The organism is Dyadobacter sp. UC 10 (genome assembly GCF_008369915.1).
GTDB lineage: Bacteria > Bacteroidota > Bacteroidia > Cytophagales > Spirosomataceae > Dyadobacter.
The window spans coordinates 3,414,100-3,429,331 of record NZ_VSRN01000001.1 but is presented as its reverse complement, the minus strand read 5'-3'; the positions used below and the strand labels follow the sequence as shown (position 1 = coordinate 3,429,331).

General features: G+C 46.7%; 15 protein-coding genes. 3 read left to right on the top strand and 12 right to left on the bottom strand.

The genetic code is table 11. The annotated features are described in order from the left end of the window. Positions 1 to 13 precede the first annotated feature (13 nt). The 5 genes from FXO21_RS14190 to FXO21_RS14170 all read right to left on the bottom strand — a co-directional run bounded on the left by FXO21_RS14190 (position 14) and on the right by FXO21_RS14170 (position 6,511). Positions 14 to 1,096, bottom strand: coding sequence for a FecR family protein (locus FXO21_RS14190; RefSeq protein ID WP_149640687.1), 1,083 nt, complete (start codon positions 1,094 to 1,096; stop codon positions 14 to 16). Between the two features lie 86 nt (positions 1,097 to 1,182). Next, positions 1,183 to 1,782, bottom strand: coding sequence for an RNA polymerase sigma factor (locus FXO21_RS14185; RefSeq protein WP_149640686.1), 600 nt, complete (start codon positions 1,780 to 1,782; stop codon positions 1,183 to 1,185). A gap of 120 nt (positions 1,783 to 1,902) precedes the next feature. Continuing rightward, on the bottom strand, positions 1,903 to 3,138 hold the full coding sequence (locus tag FXO21_RS14180; protein ID WP_149640685.1) for a DUF6786 family protein: 1,236 nt from the start codon (positions 3,136 to 3,138) through the stop codon (positions 1,903 to 1,905). Positions 3,139 to 3,140: 2 nt separating this feature from the next. Further along, complete coding sequence (gene rhaT / locus FXO21_RS14175; protein WP_149640684.1) at positions 3,141 to 4,223, bottom strand: L-rhamnose/proton symporter RhaT; 1,083 nt, start codon at positions 4,221 to 4,223, stop codon at positions 3,141 to 3,143. A 41-nt stretch (positions 4,224 to 4,264) separates the two neighbouring features. After that, positions 4,265 to 6,511, bottom strand: coding sequence for a T9SS type A sorting domain-containing protein (locus FXO21_RS14170; RefSeq protein WP_149640683.1), 2,247 nt, complete (start codon positions 6,509 to 6,511; stop codon positions 4,265 to 4,267). Positions 6,512 to 6,628: 117 nt separating this feature from the next. Between FXO21_RS14170 and FXO21_RS14165 the strand changes: the two genes are divergently transcribed. The 3 genes from FXO21_RS14165 to FXO21_RS14155 all read left to right on the top strand — a co-directional run bounded on the left by FXO21_RS14165 (position 6,629) and on the right by FXO21_RS14155 (position 9,384). Continuing rightward, a complete protein-coding gene (locus FXO21_RS14165) occupies positions 6,629 to 7,933 on the top strand; it encodes a UDP-N-acetylmuramoyl-tripeptide--D-alanyl-D-alanine ligase (protein WP_149640682.1) in 1,305 nt (434 codons plus the stop codon). 217 nt (positions 7,934 to 8,150) lie between these two features. Further along, positions 8,151 to 8,702 carry a peroxiredoxin gene (locus FXO21_RS14160; RefSeq protein ID WP_149640681.1) on the top strand — a complete coding sequence of 184 codons (552 nt, stop codon included), beginning with the start codon at positions 8,151 to 8,153 and terminating at the stop codon, positions 8,700 to 8,702. A gap of 91 nt (positions 8,703 to 8,793) precedes the next feature. After that, positions 8,794 to 9,384: a carboxymuconolactone decarboxylase family protein gene (locus FXO21_RS14155; protein WP_149640680.1), complete on the top strand. Its 591-nt coding sequence runs from the start codon at positions 8,794 to 8,796 to the stop codon at positions 9,382 to 9,384. Between the two features lie 188 nt (positions 9,385 to 9,572). Here FXO21_RS14155 and FXO21_RS14150 read toward each other — a convergent pair whose 3' ends face one another. From FXO21_RS14150 to FXO21_RS14120, 7 genes are all read right to left on the bottom strand, one after another. Beyond that, entirely contained in the window at positions 9,573 to 10,328 is a 756-nt protein-coding gene (locus tag FXO21_RS14150; protein ID WP_149640679.1) for a carboxypeptidase-like regulatory domain-containing protein, read from the bottom strand. A gap of 14 nt (positions 10,329 to 10,342) precedes the next feature. After that, positions 10,343 to 11,164, bottom strand: coding sequence for a TapB family protein (locus FXO21_RS14145; protein ID WP_149640678.1), 822 nt, complete (start codon positions 11,162 to 11,164; stop codon positions 10,343 to 10,345). 61 nt (positions 11,165 to 11,225) lie between these two features. Continuing rightward, the gene (locus tag FXO21_RS14140; protein ID WP_149640677.1) at positions 11,226 to 11,705 is read right to left on the bottom strand and encodes a hypothetical protein; all 480 of its coding nucleotides are present in this window, start codon (positions 11,703 to 11,705) and stop codon (positions 11,226 to 11,228) included. Continuing rightward, positions 11,692 to 12,009: a hypothetical protein gene (locus tag FXO21_RS14135; RefSeq protein WP_149640676.1), complete on the bottom strand. Its 318-nt coding sequence runs from the start codon at positions 12,007 to 12,009 to the stop codon at positions 11,692 to 11,694. The genes FXO21_RS14140 and FXO21_RS14135 overlap by 14 nt, the downstream gene beginning before the upstream one ends. Next, on the bottom strand, positions 11,990 to 12,754 hold the full coding sequence (locus tag FXO21_RS14130; RefSeq protein WP_149640675.1) for a hypothetical protein: 765 nt from the start codon (positions 12,752 to 12,754) through the stop codon (positions 11,990 to 11,992). The genes FXO21_RS14135 and FXO21_RS14130 overlap by 20 nt, the downstream gene beginning before the upstream one ends. A 6-nt stretch (positions 12,755 to 12,760) precedes the next feature. Then, a complete protein-coding gene (locus tag FXO21_RS14125) occupies positions 12,761 to 14,230 on the bottom strand; it encodes a PKD domain-containing protein (RefSeq protein ID WP_149640674.1) in 1,470 nt (489 codons plus the stop codon). Between the two features lie 278 nt (positions 14,231 to 14,508). Continuing rightward, complete coding sequence (locus FXO21_RS14120; RefSeq protein WP_149640673.1) at positions 14,509 to 15,231, bottom strand: LytR/AlgR family response regulator transcription factor; 723 nt, start codon at positions 15,229 to 15,231, stop codon at positions 14,509 to 14,511. Position 15,232: the final 1 nt, after the last annotated feature.

The following is a 15,232-nucleotide window of genomic DNA, read 5'->3' as shown; positions in this document are numbered from 1 at the left end:
GGGGTTAAAGTTTTTAGTCACATCCCTGGGAAATGACGGCAATCGCTCCGTCTCTGAGCACATATCTGGCATTGACCACCGAACAAATCATATCCATTTTTTCGGCCACCGGCTCATCGCCCAACTTCGCAGTGAGGGTACAGCTGGAAATTGCATCGGCATCAAACCGGATCACGACGCCGTAAGTCTTTTCAAGCAATGCAAATACCTCCGGAAGTGGCGTTCGCTTGAATTCGAATTCCTGTTTTTCCACCGGCAGGTCCAGCAGCACGGGCTCAGGCAATTTGCTCGCGGTCATGCTCCTGCTTTTCTGGTTGAAAGTAACCTGCTCGTTTGGCTTTAAAAGCATTGTTTTTTGCGCTGATCCTTTTTTAATATCGTTTGTTTCTATCGCCGAAACCTCTACTATCCCGGTTTTTACCACCAGTTTCACCTCATCGTCACCTTCGTTGGCACGGATACTGAAACTTGTTCCTTTCACTTTGGTTACCATCGATCCCGCGTACACGAAAAACGGTCGCGCCGGATTCTTGAGCACTTCGAAAAATGCCTCGCCAGTCATGGTAACCTCCCTTTTATCCTTGTCAAAAAATTCAGGATACGTGATTCGGGCATTCGTTTTGAGCACCACCGAGCTCCCATCCGGAAGGCTCACCAGCTGAATACCGTCTGTCTGATTGGTGATACGGATATTTTTCGCCTTTTTCGGCTGCACCTTTTCTGCCAGGCTGAACTGCATGCTATCCAGTGAACCCCGATTTTTATACAAACCGAAACCAACACCCAACGTCAGGATCAGCATTGCGGCTACTTTCAGCCAGTTGCCTTTCCACCATTGAAAATGCGGCTGGTCAGCCTCCGGGATCGACTCCATGATCTCATTAACCCTGGATCTGAGATCCGCCTCAGAAATCACATCCAGCTTCCCGCGTACCGACAGGAGTAATTCCCGTGCCTCCTCCATCACGGAAACCTGGTGCGGATTGTTTTCCGTAAAGTTTTTAAAGAATAAGTCGGACTCGCCATGATAAACCCACCGTCGGAATTTCAGATCTTCCAGCCAGTCTTTAACCTCGAAGCCCTTATAATTATTCATGGATTAATGAAATTATTTGCTTTAATACGATGAGTATCTCGTCAGCAAATAGTACCCATGAACCTGTGAATATTTTTATAAAAATTTTAATACCAGGAAATGTCGGAAAGAAGGATCAGGAAAACTGCTGCGTGGTGCCAGTATTCTCTTAGTTTTTGAATACCATATTGCAGGTAATTAGCCACTGCCTGGCGTTGCAAACCCATAACCACGGCGATTTCTTCGTATGAAAGGTTTTCGTAATATTTGAGGTATAAGGCTTCTTTCTGGCGTTTCGGCAATGATTCTATCGCCTGCCGGAGCCTGGTGCTCGTCAGCTGATCGGTTTCGTTGATGATCCAGTCAGATTCCGGCGAAATTTCATCGAAAGGTTCATAGCCGCTTATCTCGGAGAAAACGGACTGCCTCCTGCTGCGGCGTACCAAATTGTTTCTCAGCGATTGAAAAAGGTAAGGCCTAATCGCAGCAATTCCAGTCAGCGATTCGCGTTTTTCCCAGACAGCCAGAAAAAGATCCTGCAAACAATCCTTGATCATGTCACGATCTGCCGTAAAACGCGTGCCGTAGTGATACAGGGAAATGTAGTTGAGCTCGGTTATTTCGGCAAATGCATTCCTATCCCCGGCACAAAATTGCTGCCAACGGGTAACCATATAGGCTTCGGACGAATGTTCTGAATGCTCCACGGAAATCAGGGACAAAATTCATTGATAACTATTCCACTTCAATACATCCAACTAAATCTTGTAATCAGTATGTAAATATCAATGATGCCTTATCCTCAACTGTCCTGCGCTATCATGCTTTTATTTAAAAATTTCTCCGATTTGGTCAATACTCACGCCTAGTACCTTTTTAGAGATTCCATCGAGCGCTGCTTTGTCTCCTTCAAAATGATAAGTACGCTGGCGATGCGTTACTTTCTCGCCTTCCTTCAAAGCCAGGGCAGGTGAACTCGATTCGAGCTCATAAAAGGGTCCCATTTGTGTTCCGTCTTCCAGCTTTCCGTCATTATAAGCATTGAGCGCATCGCCGTCAAAAGGGTCTTTGTGGATTTCCCAGGTTGATTTCAGGTATTTACTTTTCTGGTCGAGGCTGAATTGGATAATGGTGAGGATACCATTTTCAGCGTCGTAGCTGCCTGCCACATTGCGGGCGGATCTTGGCGCGATGCCGATCTTGCTCCTGAACTTCCCGTCGGCTTTCAGGAATGCTACCGAATCCCGGACAATGAAGCGATCTGCCGGGATCTTTCCGAAATAATCATCAGTGATCGCAGGTTTTTCAGCCTCCTTTCTGGAAAACGGGGCGATGATGACGGTTTTGTCCGACGGCTTGAACATACCCAGCAGCCAGATTCCCAGCATTCCGGTTTCGGGTTTCCATTCCGAATCTTTATTGACGATGGAATTAACGGATTCATAAGCCACGCTTTTGCATTCTCCCAGCGTTTGCAGATCGAGGATGTTCAGGATATCCCGCTGACCGAGCATGGCGATCTTCCGGTTAATCTCGATGACGAACATCTGCCCTGAATAATTCTCAATGAACGCATTCACCTGAAAGCTGACAGACGAACTGTCGGATTCGGTGACTTTATAAGCGACGGTATCGATCAGAGCCGGGGTCTGCCAGTTTTCAAAATCGAACTTTGCGCCTTTTTTGAAATAAACCGAAAACTGCCCGCCCTCCGGAGAGAGCCAGAAACGCTCTTCGCCCCCAAATGCATTGATATGCGGCTGGTACACGCCGCTTTGTATGAGCTCATAGTTGATCCAGCCGTAGCTGTTTCCGGTATTTCCATTAGAAGTACTTGTCATCACGCGGCCCTGGTAAGCCGGTACGATAATCGCTTTGGACCCGGGGTTGTCCGGCGCGGTCAGTACGATCGTCTCTTTGTATTTGTTCAAAAACTCCCGGTCGTAACCAAAAGTCCCTTCGGCTGGCTGCTCCATGCTTTCTTTATTGCTGTTCTCGGTATTTTTCTGACAGGACACTGCTGCAAATGCTGTGATCAGAATTACTGCGAAAATGCTTTTCATGGCTATTCCCTGAGATAATTACCATATCCAACGACCAGCACGGAAAGAACAATCACCATAATCCCTGTGATCACCGTGGTAATCGTCTTTCTGCTGACTCCTTTCCATTCCTTCAATGCAAGCCCCCACGAGTTAGCGACCAATATGATGAACGCCATGTGCAGGATCCACGAACTTGGCCCGTTGCCCAGCTTGCTTTCTCCCATTCCATAAAAGAAGAATTGCATGAACCAGGTGGCACCCGCCAGTGCAGAGAATATGTAATTGGAAACCAGCGGAGTAGCCGAATTGGTGTAGTCGCCGAAAGTACGGTTACGGGCATTCAGGATCATACACCAGATAAAATTGGTAGTCAAGCCGCCCCACAGGATCACGACGTAGGTTACATTATTCTGGAACAAAAATTCGCCCTCTCCCGGGTTAGCTGCTTTCCAGATCGCATTCGCCTCTTCCGCCATGATCTTACCCGCATCGATTCCGAATGCAAAACAAGCGCTCAGAACACCGGAAATAATGGAAACAGTAAGTCCGAGGCCGATTTTGAACTCGCTTTTATCATCAGGCACAAACCCACTTCTGGTCAGGTCCTTATCTTTCATTCCGCCCGCTTTTCCACAAATGATGATACCGATAATGGAGATCAGCAGCCCCAGTAAAACCATTTGTCCCCAGGTATTCGTAAAAAGATCAGAAATAGTGTCTTTGCCTGGTTTTGGCTCAAATTGGTAGTAAATAGAAGGAATTAATGCCCCAAAAACGGAAGTAAGCCCAAGAATGATCGAACTGCCAAGCGAGACGCCGAGATAACGCACGCCCAGCCCGTAGGTAAGGCCGCCGATTCCCCAAAGCAAACCGAAAACATAGGTAACCAGCAATGTACCGCTATCGGTATGCGCGATAATTTCGGAAAAGCCGGGAATGGTCAGATATGCTGCTACCGGCGGGACGATCAACCAGGAAAAAAGTCCGCCGACAATCCAATAGGACTCCCAGGCCCAGCCTTTGACTTGTTTGTATGGAATATAGAAACTGCCGGAAGCAAACCCTCCGATAAAGTGAAAGATAACGCCAAGAAGAGCCTGCATGAATTTAGGATTTTATCATGTAAGGGCTTCCCTGCGGGTATCTACTCAACGATTACCTTTTTTACGATACGCTTTCCGCCGCTTTTTAATTCCACCAAATAAAGCCCTGACGGCCAGTTAACGGTAGCTATCTGACGTTCCGTATCGGCACGCACAGGTACCTCACTGAGCATTTCACGACCGCCGACTGTGAGGATTTTCAGGGTCCCGTTTAGTGTTGATGTGATGGTAAGATATTCGGTGGCAGGGTTTGGAAATACTCTGATTACAGGTTCATTTCCCGGCTCCACGCCCGTCACTTCAACGGGTAATACATTGGTAAGCAAGCGAATACCTCCTGCATTATTACCGATTGCGAGGTCTGGTTTTTTGTCCCCGTTCAGATCGCCTGCTACCAGCGAAAGGTAGTTGCCGAAATTTGGCGTGCCGGGTTTGCCGTTAATGCTGATCAACTCACTTTCACGCTCCGTCCATTTACCCCAGGCGGCGCCGTGAAAAATGCGCAGGTTGCCGGTATGGTCCACGGTAGCGAGGTCCATTAATCCATCCAGATCAAAATCCGCGGCTGCGACCTGCGGCGACCTCCCCGCAAAGTTGACTCCGACACCCGCAAATGCATCACTTTCCAACGCAAATGTAAATTGCTTGTTACTGCCCGTATTACTGTAATAAAACAGGTTTCCCTGCCCTCTTCCCACGAGCAAATCCAGGTCGCCGTCACTGTCGGCATCGAAAAAGTAAGGCGCGTCGCTGCTTGATAGTTCGGCAGGTAAGGCGATTGTTACTGCCTCAGCCAGATTAAGCTGAGCCGGCGCACCGGCTGCGGCTTTGTTGGGGATATACCGGTATTCCAGTCTCAGATTACTCAGGGAAACGCCAGAGAAGCCCAGGTCCGCCACACCGTCTCCATTGAAATCCGCCCGCTGTGGTTTAATATTGAATAATCCGATTGTAGCCGGTACATTAAGATAATTCTCTGATTCCACTGCAAACTGAGGCTCAGTCGCAGTTCCCTCATTTTTAAGCAGCCAAAAACCGCCACGAAAACCGTTCGTGCCCGGCACACCACCAGTCCCGATCAGCATATCCAGATCGCCGTCGCCATCGACATCGAAAAATGCGGGCGCGGCGTTTTCACCCACATCCAGCATCTGGTCTTGCAGTAAATTCTTCTGTTTAAGCTGAAAATTGGGCTTTACTGCCGTCCCTGCGTTATGATACAGCCAGCCCGACGATTTGAAATCGACCTTATTCAGATCGTTCGAAGGCAAATTGGGTGCAATGAGTAAATCGGGCACCCCGTCGAAATTCATATCCTCATAAAAAGCGGCTGGGAAAATGTGCATTAACACAGGATCATTAGCAGGATAGCTGTTGGAATAGGCGGTAAAATTAGCGATCAGGCCGCTGGCCGAATTTGTAAGAAACGAGATATGCTCATTACTGATGTGGCCAACGAGCAGGTCTTTTTTCCCATCCCCATTTAAATCCTGTAACAGAATAGAGTTACCTGCGTGCATAATCCGCCCGCCGTCCAATTTGACGACGCCACAATCCAGCCCGAAATCGAAACCTTCTGAAACGCCTTTGCTGAAATTACCCCAGCAATCACCGTTTCGCTGAAATACCGGATCTTTCGGATTTCCGAGACTATCCGGCACACCGAATCTTTCCATGCTCAGGTTCTGGTGCAGCTCGATATATGTTCCCGAAAAATCAAAGGTCAGCAGGTCCAGGTCGCCGTCGTCGTCAATATCCGTAATGCCCGGAATATCCGTCCCGGAAACCTGCAAATTGATATTTCCTGAAAAACCTTTGGTATAAAGCACTTCCTGCATCAATTTCCACGACCAGGAATTGCCTGATTTGACTTGCTGATACACGCTGATACCGAGCGAAGTACTTGCAAAAAGATCCTTACTCCCGTCCCCATTGTAATCGGCCAGGATCATCCAGTTATCGGCTTGCGGGAAAAGAGTTTCGTAATAGGGCGTGTGGATAAATTTCTTTTTCGCAGCATTGTCAGGGTCGGGCCCGGCGATGAAAGTGGTGACTTTGCTGTTGGTACGGTCAAATACGACCAGATCTTCTTCCGAATCATTATTTAAGTGCATTTTCAGGAACTGCGGCGCATTGATGCCTCCCGCCCAGGGATTCGACAATCGGGCACCTTTTGAAGTAACCGAGGTAACCGTATCGATTTTAAACCAGACCTGCTGCGAAAAGGAGGCGCGCGACAGACAAAGCGAAAAGATCAAAAGAAAGAGAGAGGTATATTTGGTTCGCATCGATGAGGAATATTCTATTAGTTTTGCAGGTTTCCGCGGGCGCCGTGCGGGCTTACGTTCGAGTCTCTCAAACCTAACGAAATAAGGCCTTATAACTTTATAACGACCAGCTTTTTCATGTTTACGACCACCGAAACACTTTATCAATACTTCAAAAAAGGGGCCCGCATTTCAACAGACACCCGGCAGGTTAGCGAAGGTTTTATCTTCTTCGCATTAAAAGGGGATAAATTTGACGGCAACCAATATGCAGCCGAAGCTTTGGCAAAAGGTGCGGCTTATGCAGTGGTAAGTGACGAAAATGTAGTCGCCGACCAGCGTTTTCTCCTCGTGGAAGATACGCTTTCCGCATTACAGGATCTCGCCAGATTTCACAGGAAAACTGTTGAATTTCCCGTCATCGCATTGACAGGATCGAATGGGAAAACAACTACAAAAGAACTGATAGCGAAAGTGTTGTCGATGAAATACAATACCTACGCGACTTCCGGCAATCTCAATAACCACATCGGCGTCCCGCTTACATTATTGTCGGTAGATCCTGCCAAACATGAAATGGCGGTGGTCGAAATGGGTGCCAATCACCAGGAGGAAATCGCGTTACTCTGCTCGATTGCATTACCCACCCACGGCCTGATCACTAATATCGGCAAAGCGCATCTGGAAGGTTTCGGCGGACAGGAAGGCGTGAAAAAAGGGAAAGGGGAGCTATTTGATTTTCTTTCCAAGAAAAAAGGGACGGTTTTTGTCAATTCCCAAAATGATGTGATCATGGAAATGGTAAGCAAACGGCGCGCCTTCGGTGAGATCGTTTTTTACAATTCTGAAAACAGTGCTGTCAATCCTACCCTATTATCGGACAACCCGGTGGTCAGTTTTCAATCGGGCGGAAAAACGGTGACTACGCATTTACCGGGCAGTTACAATTTTGACAATATCTGCGCGGCGCTGGCTGTCGGAAAGCAGTTTGGCGTCGAAGATGCAGATGCATTGGAAGCCATTGCGACTTATCAGCCTACCAATAACCGGTCGCAGATCGTGAAAAAAGGCTCCAATACGGTCATTATGGATGCTTATAATGCGAATCCTTCCTCGATGTCTGCCGCTATCGCCAATTTCGGCAAGCTGGATGCACCGCGCAAGATGCTGATCCTGGGTGATATGTTTGAACTGGGAGAGGCTGCGCCAGAGGAACATCTTGCATTAGGCAAACAGATTGCGGAACAACAATTTGACATCGTGATCCTTGCAGGTGCATTGATGCAGCACGCATTACCCGCACTTCCGAAAGCGTATTACTTTCCGGACAAATTCTCGCTTCATAATTGGGTTATGGACAACCCGCAAGAAAATACATATATCCTGATCAAAGGATCGCGCGGCATGTCACTCGAAACGGTACTTAATCTGATGCCCGAGTAGTCCGGGATTAAAAAATAATATCAGGAAAATCCTATTGTCTATATCAATGAATTTATTGATGATCTCTATAACATTTCTTTTCTGATAAACAGAATCAAATTCGTTTGTTTGATACAACTCTTTCCTGCGATAGTACCAGGCTGTAAGTTGTCTTGCCAGACCTTCGGTTGTAAGTTTGTAACACTAAAAAGTACAACTTATCAACTACCGAGCAATCATGGCAAATAGACTGTTATCAGTGGGATCACAATTCCCGGAATTCAAAAAAACATCAGTAGTATCTCTGGAAAAAGGCAACGAATTCTACGATATTACCTCAGAAGATCACAAGAATGCTGAGAAGTGGATGGTGATGTTCTGGTGGCCAAAAGACTTCACTTTTGTATGCCCAACCGAAATCGCTGAGTTCGGCAAGCACGTAGGCGACTTCGCTGACCGTGACACGATTTTGATCGGTGCTTCTACCGACAGCGAGTACGTTCACCTTGCCTGGAGAAAAAACCACGACGATCTGCGCAACTTGCAATTCCCAATGCTGGCTGATACTTCGAAATCATTGGCAGAGGAATTGGGCATCCTGGAAGAAAACGAAAAAATTGCTTATCGTGTAACCTACATCGTTGACCCACAAGGAATTATTCGCTGGGTTAGCGTAAACGACCTTTCAGTAGGCCGTAACGTTGGTGAAGTGATCCGCGTTTTGGATGCTTTGCAAACTGACGAACTTTGCCCTTGCAACTGGCAAAAAGGCGAGGCTACACTTGCTTAATCCACACCATCAAAACAGTTCACAACAGGCAGATTTACACGCCGGCTTGTGAGCTGTTTTTGTTTTTAAAAACTATACAAATTCGCAGACTATGTATCCATTTGCAGCAACGGGGAATACCAAGGATTCTCTGTATAAAGAAGTAAACCTGCCCGCAGAGTTCGACAGCGTACTGATCAACAAATTAGCCGCGCTTGATCACCGCTATCTGAAAGATTTGAAAGTGAATGTGAGCAATGTATTGAAATCGAATACATTAAACCGCAAAGAAGCACTTTTGATCGCGTTCTCCGTGGCAGTGAACGAAAAGAACACCGCACTGATCTCGGCCCTGGAAGAACTTTTGAAAAGCGAAGGCGCAGAAGAAAAGGAAATTGCAGAGGTGACTGCGTGCGTTTCTTTGATGAATGCTAACAATGTTTTCTATCGTTTCAGGCATTTCATGCACAAGGAATTTTACGATAATGCACCTGCCGGTATTAAAATGAGCATTATGGTCAATCCGGTATTAGGCAAAGAGTTTTTCGAGCTGCTGAGCCTGGTCGTGTCCGCATTGAACGGTTGTGAAATGTGCGTAACATCTCACGAGCAATCCGTACTGAACCACGGCGGCACACAGGCCCGCATTTTGGATGCAGTGAGACTTGGAGCCATCTTCAAAAGCTTCTCTACCCTTTTATAATTATATTGATTTCAATATCAAAAATCAATTCATCAATCTTTGAGCCGTCGGCTGAAGCCGCCGGCAATTGATTGGATTGTTTCTGGCTTCGCCAGAAAAACAAAAAAATCAATTGCCCCGGGCTTCAGCCCGGGGATCTTAGAGCTATCAATTTGTTGTCAGCAATTATTGATTGGATCAATCTGATCTCATTCTAAGAAGCTGATAATAGCAATGTTTCTTCCCCACATATTGGAAGGCTCAAAGTCTATTGTCAATTCGCTTTCATAGTTGTCTTCCGAAAAATGTTTTCGCAGTTTCAGCGGCATTTTTCCTTCATCGCCATTGTAGTAAGCGGTCATTGCATACCTTCCCAGTGGAACATCGACGATCCGGCCATAGTCCTCACTGTAAGGCGCTCCGTGTTTCAATTTCAGCGTCTTTCCCTTTGAACCATCGATCAGGTTTGCGACAGGTTCCAGGGTGAATTCGATGTTTTCAGAATCATGAATTGAACTCATGATCGCCCTGTTGACTTCAATCGTGGCTCCATAATGCCCTACTCCTTCAGGACGCGGGCCTGTCAGCTTAAACTTAAAATTTCTGACACCTCCATCGATACTCAGCTCTTCATACTTATCAGGGTCAAGATCCAGCTCGTAACGCTTCCCGTTGTACTCGCGGACTATCTGAGCAGAAGTCATAAAAGTACCGACACCCGGAAGCTGGATTTTGTAATTACCATTTTCATCCGAAGTACCCAGCGAGTAAGATGCATAAATCATCGTATTATCCGCTACGATCTTGGCGCCCTTTAACGGGCTACCATCGGTATTGGTCACTTTGCCAGTGATATATCCCTTCTCCGGCCGCACTTCATCGGGCGATGGATTTTCATCATCTGTACATGCATTGCCCAGCAGGATCAATCCCGCCAGACAAATAAATATTTTAAGCTTTCTCATGTGACGGATTGATTTTACTTATCGATTTTTTGCAGTTCCGTTTTCGTCACATCCTTTCCTGAAACCTCTTCGGACTTCACGATACCGATTCCCGGAACCGTCCACAAATGCACGGTATACACAACTGCAGTTTCCTCAGCCGGGAAATGTTCGGAAGTAAGCCTGGTTTCCAGGTCGTAACTAAACTCCCATTTGCTGCATTTGAAGGTCCCTGCGGGTGTAGTCACACTTTCTTCCGTAGTTACTTTTCCTTCGTGATAGATGACGGCACTTTCAATTTCGGCCGAAATAACGTCCCCATCCTCGGTGGGAATATCAAGTTCCAGATATTGATAAATCGGCTCCTTGCTAAAAGTCACTTTGCTTCCAACTGTACCTTTATTGTCAAAGGTCTGTCGCTGCGGAAAACCGGTCAGCTTTGAACTTTTGATGACAGCAAACTCACTAACGTACTTGTACATTGCATCGAGGCCGGCTGATGTAGCTATTTCGTTGGTGGTAAATCCACCTTTACTGAATGCCTTGTATTTCAAAACCATTGAACCGTCTTCATATTGATAATTATTTTCAATACTGAATACGTTGGTCCCGGCCGAATCCTTCACTGCCGTAACCCGTGTTACCAGCGTTCCGTGATCACCGTCACCTTCTGAGATTTTGTATGTGAAACGCTGATCTTTCGCAGGAATAATCGCTTTTTCGTCCGTTATAATATTTTCATCCGGCATTACTGCCTTTTCGTTGTCACAGGCTGAAAGTGACAGCACAGCAACCAGGAATAGCAGGATACTTCTGCCCCCGTACATGCCGGACAATGCTTCTATTTTCTTTTTCATGGCTTTTTGCTTAAATATTCAGAACTATAACTCTTATTGCTATACGTGTAAGAAATAGATATTAACGAGGTTTGAATGCGAGGTGGATGATCAGCATCGCAAAGCCCGTCAGAGAAAGATACCCTCTGATCAGGATGAATTTGAGCCACTCTGACCGCGCATTACTGTACTCCTTTTCGGTATTCAAAAGATCACTGTTGATAAGCTCGTTAACCGGCTCGCTGAACTTCAGAATCAGCACCATATCTGCGATCAAGAGGATAAAGGCAAGCAGAACAAAGCCATAGGACCAGAATCCTGTCGACTTATCAGCGATCAAAAACCACACGAACATAACAGCGAGCGCCGAGAGATAGAGGGCTTTGAATTTACTTCTGACTACCGGATCAACCGCTTTCCGAAGCTCGATGAAATGTTCGGACGGAATCTGATAAAGCGCCTTGCCAAACCCGAAATGATAGAATGCCCCCTGCGCTGCAATAAAAAAATAAAGGATTATCCCGATAATCCTGATAAGAGGAACTAACTCAGTTGATTTCATATAGCTTTGGTATTGATCGACCGAGCGGGCCCTTTTCGAGCTCATTGCTCAGTTTTTTGTTAAGATATTTCCGGGTCGACCTTTTACTGACATCCAGCTTCCCCTTCTCTTTTTGCTCTGATACGAGATCAATGCTCGTTGCGTAGTAACGTACAATTGTCGAATCGCTTTCCGGCAAAGTTTCCACAACCCAGAAACCTTGTTCAGGATACGGCTGCCTGAACGGACGCTGCTTTCCTGCCGCGCCGACTTGTATGCTGGCCACAAGAATTGCCGCCAGCAGCTTAATTTCTATGTTTGGCATGGCTGGATAAAGATTTGATCATGAGTTGTTTCAGAATAAGACGCTCACCGATCGGGGCTTTGACCTGGTCGAAATTTGTTTTGATAAGACTTCGGATCGCCGCCAGGTGCGCGCAGATGATCACCGGCGCAATTACCGCCGGCAAGAGTACAAACGGGGGATAGAAAGCAGAGACCACCGGCTGTTCAAAGGCGAAATTCTGGAACAGAAAAGGTGTCATCAGCGTCGATTTCAACACAACATTAACCAGCAGCCCAAGACTGATCAGGTTCCAGCTTACCATCAACTGCCATTTGATTTTCCCCTGCAATACCCCAAAATAATAAATGAGAGGAGCTGTCAAACCGGCCACAATATTCAGGTTTCCACCTTCAATCGTCATTTCCGCAGGTACTATCCCATACACGAAAAGCCAGTAAAGTATTACTTCCATCGGTGCCCTGACGACGTGGATAACCGTAAGTAAATGCATATCCATGCTGTCAAGAAACGCTTTGCCCGGCCTGGCAGAGAAGAGCCAGACCAGCAAAAACAATGGCAAAAGCGTCACCAATGAAAGCTTTAAAGTGATGGTATCGGTAGTTTTATAAAAACCGGAAGCCGACAGGACGCTCTGAAGGGTAACCCAGAATAGTAGGGCTATCCCGACGCTTGTGCTGGCACCTGCCGCTTTGTGGAACGTGAACACTGTGAGGAATGCGATCAGCCCGAAAATCAGGCTGACGCATGGGGTTAGCTCGTCCATTTCCCGCTATTCTTTCAACACCTTAGCTTCTACATTATCTGCATATACATTCGCGGTTTCTATGTCTTCATTTACAACCGCCTGATAATTCACGTAAATACCGTATCCGCCACTACCTGCGATGCGGGAATTCCTGATCTCCATTCTGGCACCGCCTCCGTACACTGCGATGTTGGTCTTTTTACCCGAAACAAGCGCAATGCTTCCGCCACCGTAGAAATCAACATGCTCCATCAGGTTTTTCGAGTTTTGCGAGAAGCAGATCATCCCTCTCCAATATGCCCGCTCATTTTCCGCCGGACGGATGATGATTTTGGAAGCCTCGGTACCTTTTGCGTAAAAGTAACCGTCATCGATCGACAGCCTGGCGCCACGGCCCATTTCCAGGATTACACCAGGCATCAGCTTCCAGTTGGCGTCCGAGCCTAGTCCTTCCATGATGCGGTAAGGTGTTTTGTCTTTAAAACCCGCCCAAATGATTTCTGTATTTAGATTCTTTGAAAGTGTTGAAGCATATATCTCTATAATATTTCGGCCATTTGCTTTTGAAAATACTGAGTTATAGTCCAGACTCGCGACATTATTCGCATTGAGCAAAATTCCGGCTTCGGTGTTTTCAGAGAATGTGTTTTTTTCAAAGCCAGACAATACTACCCTTTCTTCGATATACAATCCGTAGCCGTCATTCTTTTGAAACAAACAATGCTTGATGCTGATTTTCGCCCTGGATGAACCGATGACCGCCATACCTGCCTTGATTGTGTTGATCAGGGTCTTGCTTCCTGCGTGGGCCACCTCTACGTATTCCAACTCATTAGCCCCATTGGAAGACCTGAAAACGATACCTCCCCAAAAACCTTTTGTAGGCTCTTTGCCGATCAGTCGGATCGGCTTCAAAGAATCGCCTTTTGCCAGCAGGATACCTCCGTTATCATTCAGTTCCAACCGCGTATCCCGGGCAAAGGCGATAACCACCCCTGGTTTCAGCGTCAGCTCGGCATTGATCTGCACGTTCGCATTGACGATGTAATCGGGAATGTCCGGATTGGCCACCCGGTCTTCCAAAACTTTCTTATCCTTGATATTAGTTTCCAGCACGATAGGCTCAATCATTGTTGCCGTAACCAGGACCTTGTCGGCACTTTGTCCATTTTCGTTGCTGATCTTGACCTCAACTTCGTATTCCCCAGGCAGATCCGGCGTAAAGGCAGGCTTGCTATCGGTTGGTTTGGTGAGGGTTACATTACTTCCGGCGGGTTTTTTCGAGAAGGTCCAGCTGTATTCAAACGTTTTGTTTTCCGAATCCGTAGAACCGCTTCCATCAAGGTTCACCACATCTCCGACTTTCACATTCTGATCGGCACCCGCGCGGGCTGTAAGCGTTGCGGTGGGCTTCACATCTTCTTTGTCTTTACATCCCGCTATCAGCAGTCCCATGGAAAGGACTGCGAGCAGGATTCTTTTACTTTTTAACATGGCTAACTGGCTATTAACTTGAAATTGTTTCAACCATCATGCTGATGGCGCTGCAATTTTAAGCTGAAAAAATGAGGATAGGGAAGCATAGTTAGTAACCGTCGATTAACAACTTTTTTTATCGACAAACGCCATTTGTAGGAAGAGGGAGGAAGGAGGAATGGAGGAAGGAGGAATGGAGGAAGGAGGAAAAAGTCAATTCGAAGCTCCCCGGGGCTTCAGCCCCCAGGAAAAAATCAATTGCCCCGGGCTTCAGCCCGGGGATAAATAGATAAGGATCAGAAAATTAATTTGAAGCGGCGCTGGCAATCGTTTCTGAAATTGCGGCCGATGGGGAGTTCTTTGCCGTCGATTTCTATTTTGTGAGAATGATAACTCTCCACTTTTTCGACAGACACAATGAATGAACGGTGAATACGAATAAAGCTGTCCTCAGGAAGCAGCTCTTCCAGGAGACTTATTTTTTGCTTGGAAATCAACACTTTGTCCTTTAACACAACCTTAATGTAATCGCGCAGGCTCTCTATCCAATAGATATCGCTGACGTTCACCTTTACCATCTTCCGGTCGACTTTGAGGTACAGATAAATATCCTTATTGCTCACAAAGTTTTTCTGCGCGACCGACACAGACTGGTTGCTTATATTCAGACCGGTGAAAACCTTGTCGATAGCGCGTAGAAACCGTTCGAATGGAATTGGCTTCAATAGATAGTCAACCGCATTGAGATCAAAACCCTCGACTGCATAATCCTGATAAGCAGTAGTAAAAATCACTTTCGGCGGATTTTTAAGGCTTCTCAGGAGATCGGTACCCTTTAGCCCCGGCATTTTAACATCCAGAAACATGAGATCCACTTTCTGTTGCTGCAAAAACTGGAACGCCTGAATCGCATCCTGACAGCGCGCCACGATCTCTATCTCGCTGAAATTACCCAGATAGTTGTCGAGTACCTCAATTGCGTGGGGCTCATCGTCCACTAAGATCGCAGTTATTTTCATG

Coding starts and splice junctions, on each gene's coding strand:
- FXO21_RS14190 (WP_149640687.1), bottom strand. CDS start 1,096: ATGAATAATTATAAGGGCTTCGAGGTTAAAGACTGGCTGGAAGATCTG.
- FXO21_RS14180 (WP_149640685.1), bottom strand. CDS start 3,138: ATGAAAAGCATTTTCGCAGTAATTCTGATCACAGCATTTGCAGCAGTG.
- rhaT (WP_149640684.1), bottom strand. CDS start 4,223: ATGCAGGCTCTTCTTGGCGTTATCTTTCACTTTATCGGAGGGTTTGCT.
- FXO21_RS14170 (WP_149640683.1), bottom strand. CDS start 6,511: ATGCGAACCAAATATACCTCTCTCTTTCTTTTGATCTTTTCGCTTTGT.
- FXO21_RS14165 (WP_149640682.1), top strand. CDS start 6,629: ATGTTTACGACCACCGAAACACTTTATCAATACTTCAAAAAAGGGGCC.
- FXO21_RS14160 (WP_149640681.1), top strand. CDS start 8,151: ATGGCAAATAGACTGTTATCAGTGGGATCACAATTCCCGGAATTCAAA.
- FXO21_RS14155 (WP_149640680.1), top strand. CDS start 8,794: ATGTATCCATTTGCAGCAACGGGGAATACCAAGGATTCTCTGTATAAA.
- FXO21_RS14150 (WP_149640679.1), bottom strand. CDS start 10,328: ATGAGAAAGCTTAAAATATTTATTTGTCTGGCGGGATTGATCCTGCTG.
- FXO21_RS14145 (WP_149640678.1), bottom strand. CDS start 11,164: ATGAAAAAGAAAATAGAAGCATTGTCCGGCATGTACGGGGGCAGAAGT.
- FXO21_RS14140 (WP_149640677.1), bottom strand. CDS start 11,705: ATGAAATCAACTGAGTTAGTTCCTCTTATCAGGATTATCGGGATAATC.
- FXO21_RS14135 (WP_149640676.1), bottom strand. CDS start 12,009: ATGCCAAACATAGAAATTAAGCTGCTGGCGGCAATTCTTGTGGCCAGC.
- FXO21_RS14130 (WP_149640675.1), bottom strand. CDS start 12,754: ATGGACGAGCTAACCCCATGCGTCAGCCTGATTTTCGGGCTGATCGCA.
- FXO21_RS14125 (WP_149640674.1), bottom strand. CDS start 14,230: ATGTTAAAAAGTAAAAGAATCCTGCTCGCAGTCCTTTCCATGGGACTG.
- FXO21_RS14120 (WP_149640673.1), bottom strand. CDS start 15,231: ATGAAAATAACTGCGATCTTAGTGGACGATGAGCCCCACGCAATTGAG.